This is a genomic window from Thalassiella azotivora (assembly GCF_054781695.1).
The window spans coordinates 53,133-60,771 of sequence record NZ_BAAGTX010000023.1; the positions used below are offsets into that span (position 1 = coordinate 53,133).

Below are 7,639 nucleotides of genomic sequence, written 5' to 3' on the forward strand. Positions count from 1 at the left end.
GGCCGATGGGGCGGTGACGGCGCCTGCGTCGAGCGCCCCGTCGGCTGGAGGAACACGGTGTCCGCAGGAGCTCGCCCCCCGCGCCGGGCCGCGCTGCGCCCGACCCTCGTCGTCCTCGGGGCCCTGTCCCTGGTGACCGGCGGTCTGGTCCCCGCCTTGGGCGCCTCCCACGCGCCGCCCCCGGACGACGCCCTGGCCGCGCGTGCCGTCGACCCGGACGTCGCGGCGCTCCCGGCCGAGCTGCGGGCGCGGCTGGGCCTCGACGACGCCCTGCGCCCGGCCGCGGCCGCACCTCCGGCCGCAGCACGAGGTGATGGCACCCGTGCGGGCCGCGGACCGGTGGAGCTCGCCGGGGCCACCGAGGTCGTCCCGCTGCCCGGCGCGCGCGACGTGGCCTGGGCGCCCGACGGCAGCCTGGTCGCCCTGACCTGGAACGGCGTCCGGCGCGTCGCGGCGGACGGGACGGTCAGCACGCTCGTCCGCAGCCAGGCCCTGACCGGTCGCACGCCCACCGACGGCGCCACGGCCGCGGAGACGGTGCTGCCCGTCGTCACCGCCGTCGAGGCCGCCGCCGACGGGGCCCTCTACCTCGCACTGGTCGACCTGCACGAGCTCACCGGCTCGCAGGTGTGGCGGCTCGACCCGGCCGGCGAGCGACTGACCCGGGTCTGGGCCGAGCCGTCGGAGCTGGTCCTGTCGGTCTCCGTCGCCCACGGCAGGCTGCTCCTGCACCACGTGCGCCCCCACGACCCCACCACCTCACGCGTCACCTGGGTGGACCCCGCCAGCGGCGCGCAGCAGAGCGCCGCCGCGCCGCCGGACGGCACGTGGCCGTGGGAGCCCGTCACCGACAGTGGCGTCGAGCGGCCCCCGACGGCGCAGGCGGGCACTGTGGCCTTCGCGGTGCCCGCGGACGCGGGCGAGGCGTGGCTGGTCGGCACCGACCGCGACGGCCGCGCCGTCGTCCGCCTGACCTCGTGCGGCCTCGACCGGACCGTCACCGCGCTCGACGGCCCGCCGGTCGTCGGTGCCTGGCCGCTGCCGGACGGTGGCCTGCTCCTGGCGCGCGCCGACGGGACGGCCACGCGGGTCGGGCTCGACGGTGTCCCGGGCGACGCCCCGTCCGGGGTCGCGACCTCCTTCCTGCTCGGCCTGTCGGTCAACGCCGCGGGCGACGTCGCCCGCGTCGACCCCTCGGCCCGGGCGGTCGCGGTGCACCGCGCCGCCGTCTCGCCGGCGCCCGTGACCCGCGCGTCCGGCTGCTCGCTGGGCGAGCTGCACGCCGTCCCCCCGGCCCGTGCCCTGGACACCCGGGACGGCACCGGCGCACCGCGCGGCGCCGTGCCGGCCGGTGCGGACGTCGTCCTGGACCTCGCCGGCCGCGCGGGCCTGCCCCCGCAGGGGGTCGACGCCGTGGCCCTCGTCGTGACCGCGACCGGCGCCGGCACGAACGGGTACGTGTCCGTGCGCCCCGGGGACGCCACCGGCCACCCGACGACGTCCAACCTCAACGTCGCGGCGGGCCGGACGCGGTCCGTCACCGTGACCTCCCGCGTCGACGCCGACGGCCGCGTGCGGCTGACGAACGGCACCGCCGCGCCCCTGCACCTCGTCGCCGACGTCAGCGGCTGGTTCGCCGACGGCACCGACGACCTCCAGCGCGGCGCGCTGCTGCACCCGGTCGCGGCGCTCGACGGCGAGGACCCGCGTGTGCTCGACACCCGCCGCCGTGGCTCCGGAGGGGCGCTGCACCCGTGGTCCCCGCGCCGCGTCCAGGTCACCGGCCGCGCCGGCGTGCCCGCCGACGGCGTCACCGCCGTCTCGGTCAACGTCACCGCCGTCTCGCCCGAGGCGTCCGGCCACCTCACCGTCTGGGGAGGCGGGGCCGCGCCGCCGACCTCGGCGCTGAACGTCGACCGCGGCCGGACGGTCGCCAACCACGTCGTCGTCCCGGTCGCCGCCGACGGCACCATCGGGCTCCTGAGCCCCGTCGGGATGCACGTGCTCGTCGACGTCCAGGGCTGGTACGCGCCGGACGCCGCGGAGGTCGCCCGCAGCGGCCGGGTCGTGACCCAGACGCCGCGGCGCGTCCTGGACACCCGGGTCGGCGACCCGCTCGGCGCGCGGGTGCTGCAGGCGGGCACGTCCGCGGTGACGGTCCCCGTGGCCGGTCGCGGTGGCGTCCCGACCCGGGGCGCCACAGCGGTGGTGCTGTCCGTGGCGGCGGTCGGCGCCACCCAGCCCACGTACCTCACCGTGTGGCCGGGCGGCGGTCCCCGGCCCGAGGCCTCGGCCGTCAACGTCGACCCCGGTGGGGACGTGGCCAACCTCGTGGTGGCACCGCTGGGCGCCGACGGGACCGTGACGGTCGACAACCAGGCGGGGTCCACCCACCTGCTCGTCGACGTCCTCGGCTGGGTCACCGGCTGACGTCGCGAAAGGTCGCACGGCGAACGGGTGATTCTCCGTCGACCCCCTGGCGCGCGCGTCGTTAGCGTGCTCGCGACGGATCGCCGCCGGCGGTCCCGGACGAGAACGGGGGAACACCGTGCAGCAGGACCACCGCATGAGTAGGGGCGGCACGAGAAGGGGCCGCACGAGGAGGGGCCGCACGGCCGGGCGCACCACGGCGAGCGCTGGCGCGCTCGCGGTCGCGCTGGCCGCGCTGTCCGCGGCACCGGTCCAGGCGGACCAGCACGCACCGACGGGCGCGACGACGCAGGAGCAGGCATCCGCCCCCACCGGCGCGCTCGGCGAGCTGCACCCGCTGGCGCCGGAGCGTCTGCTCGACACCCGGGACGGCACGGGGGCCGCCGCGGCCGGGGCCGTCCCGGCGACCAGCGACGTCGTGCTCCAGGTGACCGGCCGCGGGGGCGTCCCGGCGAGCGGCGTCGACTCGGTCGTCCTCAACGTCACCGCCGTCGTCGCGGCCACCGACGGCTGGGTGGCCGTGCGCCCCGGCGACGCGACCGGTTGGCCCACCACGTCGAACCTCAACGTCGGCGCCGGCGAGACGCGGGCCGTCGCGGTCACCGTGAAGGTCGGCGACGACGGCACGGTCCGGCTGTTCAACGGCACGCTGCGTCCCCTGCACCTCGTGGCCGACGTCAGCGGCTGGTACACCGACGGCACGGACGGCACCGCACCCGGCGCGTTCCTGCACGCCGTCACGCCGTCCGACACGGTGACGCCGCGCGTGCTGGACACCCGACGCCCCGGCTCCGGTGGCGCGTTGGCTGCCTGGGAGCCGCGGCGCGTGCAGGTCGCCGGACTCGGCGGCGTACCGGCCGAGGGCGCCACGGCCGTGGCGCTCAACCTCACCGTCGACCCCAGGACGGGTGGCGGGCGCTCGCTGCCGGGGCACCTGACCGCGTGGGGCGACGGACCGGCACCGAACGCGTCGGTGCTCAACCACCCCCAGTGGGAGATCCGGTCCAACCACGTCGTCGTCCCGCTGGCCGAGGACGGCACCATCGGGCTCCTCAGCCCGGTCGGCGCGCACGTCGTGGTCGACGTCCAGGGCTGGTACGGCGACGACCCGGCCGGTGCCGGCCGGGTCGTGGCCCAGGAACCGCGACGGCTCGTGGACAGCCGCGAGGAGGGTTGGTACCTGTGGCCCGGCTGGGTCGACGAGGAGCTCGGGACCGCCGACGTCGCCGTCGCCGGCGAGGGTGGCGTGCCGGTGGGTGCCTCGGCGGCGCTGCTGAGCGTCACCGCCGTCGACACCTACGTGCGGACGTGGCTCACGGTGTACCCCGCCGGGTCGCCGCGTCCGGACGCCTCGGCCGTCAACGCCGGTCCCGGCACGGTCGCGAACCTGGTCGCCACCCCGCTGGGCGACGGCGGGGCGGTGCGCGTCTACAACGAGAACGGCGACATCGGGCTGCTCGTCGACGTCATGGCCTGGGTCGACGCCGTGGACTGACGCGGGGGTGCGGCGGCGCCGCGGCGGGACCTCCCGTCGCGGCGCCGTGCGCCCTCACGAGGACGCCGCCGCCTGCGCGGCGGTGGGCTCCTCGTGCACGACCACCCGGTCCCGCCCGGCGCGCTTGGCGGCGTACAGCGCCGCGTCGGCCGACGCGACCGCACCCGCCGCGCCCGGGTCAGGGGCCACGCCCACGGACACGGTGACGCACAGACCGGGCGCGAGGGCGGCCCACTCGTGGCCGCGGACCGCGGTGTGCAGCCGCTCGGCCACGCCACGGGCCGCTCCGGCGCCACCGCGGGTGAGCACGACGAACTCGTCGCCACCGAACCGCGCCACCAGGTCCTCGGCGCGGCAGGACGCCGTCAGCAGCCCCGCCACCGTCCGCAGCACCGCGTCACCGACCTCGTGGGACCAGGTGTCGTTCACGGCCTTGAAGTGGTCGACGTCCACGAAGACCGCGGCCCGCCCCACCACCGGCTGCTGGAGGTGCTCCTCCAGGGCGCGGCGGTTCGCCAGGCCCGTCAGGGGGTCCACGAGCGCGGCGCGGCTGAGCTGCTCGCTGCTCTCGCGCAACCGGTGCAGCACCACCCGCTCGGCCAGCTCGCGGTCCCGCCCCGCGCCCTCGGCACGGGCCCGGCCGACGAGGTCCTCGGCGTGCCGGCGCAGCCAGCCGACCGCCGGGTGGTCCCCGTGCTCGAGCACCTCGAGCTCGGCGAGGGCCGTGAGCGCGCACGCGCGCCAGACGTCGCGCCCTCCACGCGTCGCCGAGCGCAGCACGCGCTCGAAGTGCTGGCGGGCCCGGGGCAGGTCACCGCGCCTGACCGCCACGCGGCCCACGGTCAGGTAGGCCAGGTCGTGCTCGGCGTAGTCGTCGCGCAGGTCCGCCTCGAGGACCCCGAGCAGGAGGCCGCGCGCCGCGTCCGGGTCACCCAGCCGCTCCAGGGCGAAGGCCTCGTAGACGTCGGCGCGCACGCGGGCGAAGCGCTCGCTGTCGTCGTCCGCGGCGGCGCGCCGGCTGAGCAGCGCCCGGGAGGCGCACACGAGGTAGTGCTGGCGGGCCGTCGTGCCGTCGCCGAGGAGCTCGTGGGTGGCGCCCCACATGGCCCGCTGCAGCGCGACCTCGCCCGCGCTGTAGACCCGGTACGCCGGCTGGCGCGCGACGAGGTCCTCGAGCAGCTGGTCGGCCAGCTCGTAGACCCGCAGGGGCTGCAGGGCGATGCACAGCGCCAGCGTCGCGGACATCCGGTCGTAGCCGTCGTGCCCGCAGGTCCCCAGCAGGTGCCGGCCCTCGCTGACGAGCTCCATCGCCTGCGCCGTGCGGCCGCTGGAGGCCAGGGCGTGCGCCGCCAGCCCCAGCGCCTTCGCCCGCCACGACGGGGACGTCGCGCCGATCTCGTCGAGCAGCCCCCGTGCCAGCCGCACCACCCGGTCGTGCTCGCCGAGGTCGCGCAGGCAGGCGCAGGCGGTGGACGTGAGGAACCAGCGGGTGAGGTGGTCGTCGGTGCGCTCGACGAACGCCGTCGCCTCCAGCGCCTGTTGCAGGGCGCCCGTCGCGTCACCCTCGAGGTACCGGGCGTGCGCGCGACGGGACAGCTCGGCGTGCGGCCCGGTCCGGGCCACCGCGACGAGCGCGGAGCCGACCGCGGGACGAGGGGACCCGGTGTGCGTCGTCGTCCCCACCCGGTACCTCCCCGCGTCCTGGCCGCGCCCCGTCGCCCGGCGCGCCGCCGTCCCGGCCCATCGGCGTCCCATCGGCACCGGGGCCGCGTCGCTGAGCGGTTCGGACCGGCCGGTCCCCGTCCGCGCCCTGCGTTGCCCGGCCCGCGCGGCAGTCGCTAGGTTCGGGACCCGCGGGGACCGGTCGGCCGGTGCGCCCCGGAGACCGACGACGCACTTCGAGGTGACTGCTGTGGCCCTACCCCGTCTGACCCCCGAGCAGCGCGCGGCGGCCACGGAGAAGGCCGCGCTGGCCCGACGCGAGCGGGCCGAGGTGAAGAACCGGCTGAAGTACGCGCAGGGCTCCCTCGCGGAGGTCATCGCCGAGGGGCAGACGAACGAGGCCGTCGGCAAGATGAAGGTCAGCGCCCTCCTCGAGGCGCTGCCCGGCGTCGGCAAGGTCAAGGCGCGCCAGATCATGGTCGAGATCGGCATCTCCGAGTCCCGTCGTGTCCGCGGCCTGGGCGCCCACCAGGTGGCCGCCCTCGTGCAGCGCTTCGGTTCCTGACCGGCGTGGGGGAGCAGCAGGCGCGGCTGACCGTGCTGGCCGGACCCACCGCCGTCGGCAAGGGCACCGTCGCCGCCGACGTCCGGGAGCGGTACCCGGAGGTGTGGCTGTCGGTCTCGGCCACCACCCGGCCGCCGCGGCCGGGGGAGGTCGACGGCGTGCACTACCACTTCGTCGACGACGCCCGGTTCGACGAGATGGTCGAGCGCGGCGAGCTGCTGGAGTGGGCCGTCGTGCACGGCCGGCACCGGTACGGCACCCCGCGCGGCCCCGTCGAGCAGGCGCTGGCGCAGGGGCGGCCGGCGCTGCTCGAGATCGACCTGCAGGGGGCCCGCCAGGTGCGCGCGACGATGCCGGGGGCGCGGTTCGTGTTCCTGGCGCCCCCGAGCTGGGAGGAGCTGGTGCGCCGCCTCGTCGGGCGGGGCACCGAGGACGCCGAGGAGCGCGAGCGCCGGCTGTCCACCGCGCGGCTCGAGCTGGCCGCCGCCGAGGAGTTCGACGAGACGGTGGTCAACACCGAGGTTCGGGAGGCCACCGACGATCTCGTATGCTTGATGGGTCTGCGCCCGCGCTAGCCCGCGCGCAGGTCCCCGAACTCGACGTCAGGAGACGTAGTGCCCGCACCGACGGAGCTGCCCGAGGGCATCACCAACCCGCCGATCGACGACCTGCTGCAGGCCGCCGACTCCAAGTACGCCCTGGTCATCTACGCGGCCAAGCGCGCGCGCCAGATCAACGCGTACTACTCCCAGCTCGGCGAGGGCCTGCTGGAGTACGTCGGGCCGCTGGTGGAGACCCACGTCCAGGAGAAGCCGCTCTCGGTCGCCCTGCGTGAGATCAACGAGGGCAAGCTCACCTCCGAGCCGACCGACGGCTGACCCGGTGAGCCGGCCCGGTGCCGCTCGTGACGTCGTCCTCGGCGTGACGGGCGGCATCGCCGCGTACAAGGCCGCGTCCCTGCTGCGGCTGCTCACCGAGGGTGGGCACCGGGTCCGGGTCGTGCCGACCGCCGCGGCCCTGCGCTTCGTCGGCGCCCCCACCTGGGAGGCGCTGTCCGGCCAGCCCGTCGCCACCGGGGTCTGGGACGACGTCCACGAGGTCCCGCACGTGCGCCTCGGGCAGCAGGCCGACCTCGTCGTGGTCGCGCCGGCGACGGCGGACCTCCTCGCCCGCGCCGCCCACGGCATCGCCGACGACCTGCTCACCAACACGCTGCTCACCGCCCGCTGCCCGGTCCTGATGGCGCCGGCCATGCACACGGAGATGTGGACGCACCCGGCCACCCGGGCGAACGTGGCGCTGCTGCGGGAGCGGGGGGTGACCGTGCTCGAGCCCGCGTCCGGCCGGCTCACCGGCGCCGACACCGGCCCCGGGCGCCTCTCCGAGCCGGCGGACATCCACGCGGCCGCCCTCCGCCTGCTCGCGGGCGGCGGCCCGGTCGGCGGCCCGGTCGGCGGCCCGGTCGGCGGCCCGGTCGGCGGCCCGGT

General features: G+C 77.3%; 7 protein-coding genes. 6 read left to right on the forward strand and 1 reads right to left on the reverse strand.

Going from position 1 to position 7,639, the window contains the following annotated elements; translation table 11 throughout:
• Positions 1–57: 57 nt before the first annotated feature.
• Together ACYVQV_RS15625 and ACYVQV_RS15630 are read left to right on the forward strand one after the other, a co-directional pair.
• Positions 58–2,430 (forward strand): hypothetical protein, encoded by a 2,373-nt coding sequence (locus tag ACYVQV_RS15625; RefSeq protein WP_461024237.1) that lies wholly within the window; start codon positions 58–60, stop codon positions 2,428–2,430.
• A gap of 136 nt (positions 2,431–2,566) precedes the next feature.
• Positions 2,567–3,925, forward strand: coding sequence for a hypothetical protein (locus ACYVQV_RS15630; protein WP_461024238.1), 1,359 nt, complete (start codon positions 2,567–2,569; stop codon positions 3,923–3,925).
• Positions 3,926–3,979: 54 nt separating this feature from the next.
• Here ACYVQV_RS15630 and ACYVQV_RS15635 read toward each other — a convergent pair whose 3' ends face one another.
• A complete protein-coding gene (locus tag ACYVQV_RS15635; protein WP_461024239.1) occupies positions 3,980–5,608 on the reverse strand; it encodes a diguanylate cyclase in 1,629 nt (542 codons plus the stop codon).
• Between the two features lie 229 nt (positions 5,609–5,837).
• Between ACYVQV_RS15635 and mihF the strand changes: the two genes are divergently transcribed.
• The 4 genes from mihF to ACYVQV_RS15655 form a co-directional block, all read left to right on the forward strand.
• The gene (mihF, locus tag ACYVQV_RS15640; RefSeq protein WP_461024240.1) at positions 5,838–6,152 is read left to right on the forward strand and encodes an integration host factor, actinobacterial type; all 315 of its coding nucleotides are present in this window, start codon (positions 5,838–5,840) and stop codon (positions 6,150–6,152) included.
• A gap of 5 nt (positions 6,153–6,157) precedes the next feature.
• Positions 6,158–6,727, forward strand: a complete 570-nt coding sequence (gene gmk, locus ACYVQV_RS15645; protein ID WP_461024241.1) for a guanylate kinase — start codon at positions 6,158–6,160, stop codon at positions 6,725–6,727.
• Between the two features lie 39 nt (positions 6,728–6,766).
• On the forward strand, positions 6,767–7,030 hold the full coding sequence (rpoZ, locus tag ACYVQV_RS15650) for a DNA-directed RNA polymerase subunit omega (RefSeq protein WP_461024242.1): 264 nt from the start codon (positions 6,767–6,769) through the stop codon (positions 7,028–7,030).
• Positions 7,031–7,034: 4 nt separating this feature from the next.
• Positions 7,035–7,639 (forward strand): flavoprotein (locus tag ACYVQV_RS15655; RefSeq protein ID WP_461024243.1); only part of this gene is annotated, 605 nt, incomplete at its 3' end.

What these genes read in the sequence shown, in the direction of transcription:
- ACYVQV_RS15630 (WP_461024238.1), top strand. Translation starts at nt 2,567, where the DNA reads ATGAGTAGGGGCGGCACGAGAAGGGGCCGCACGAGGAGGGGCCGCACG.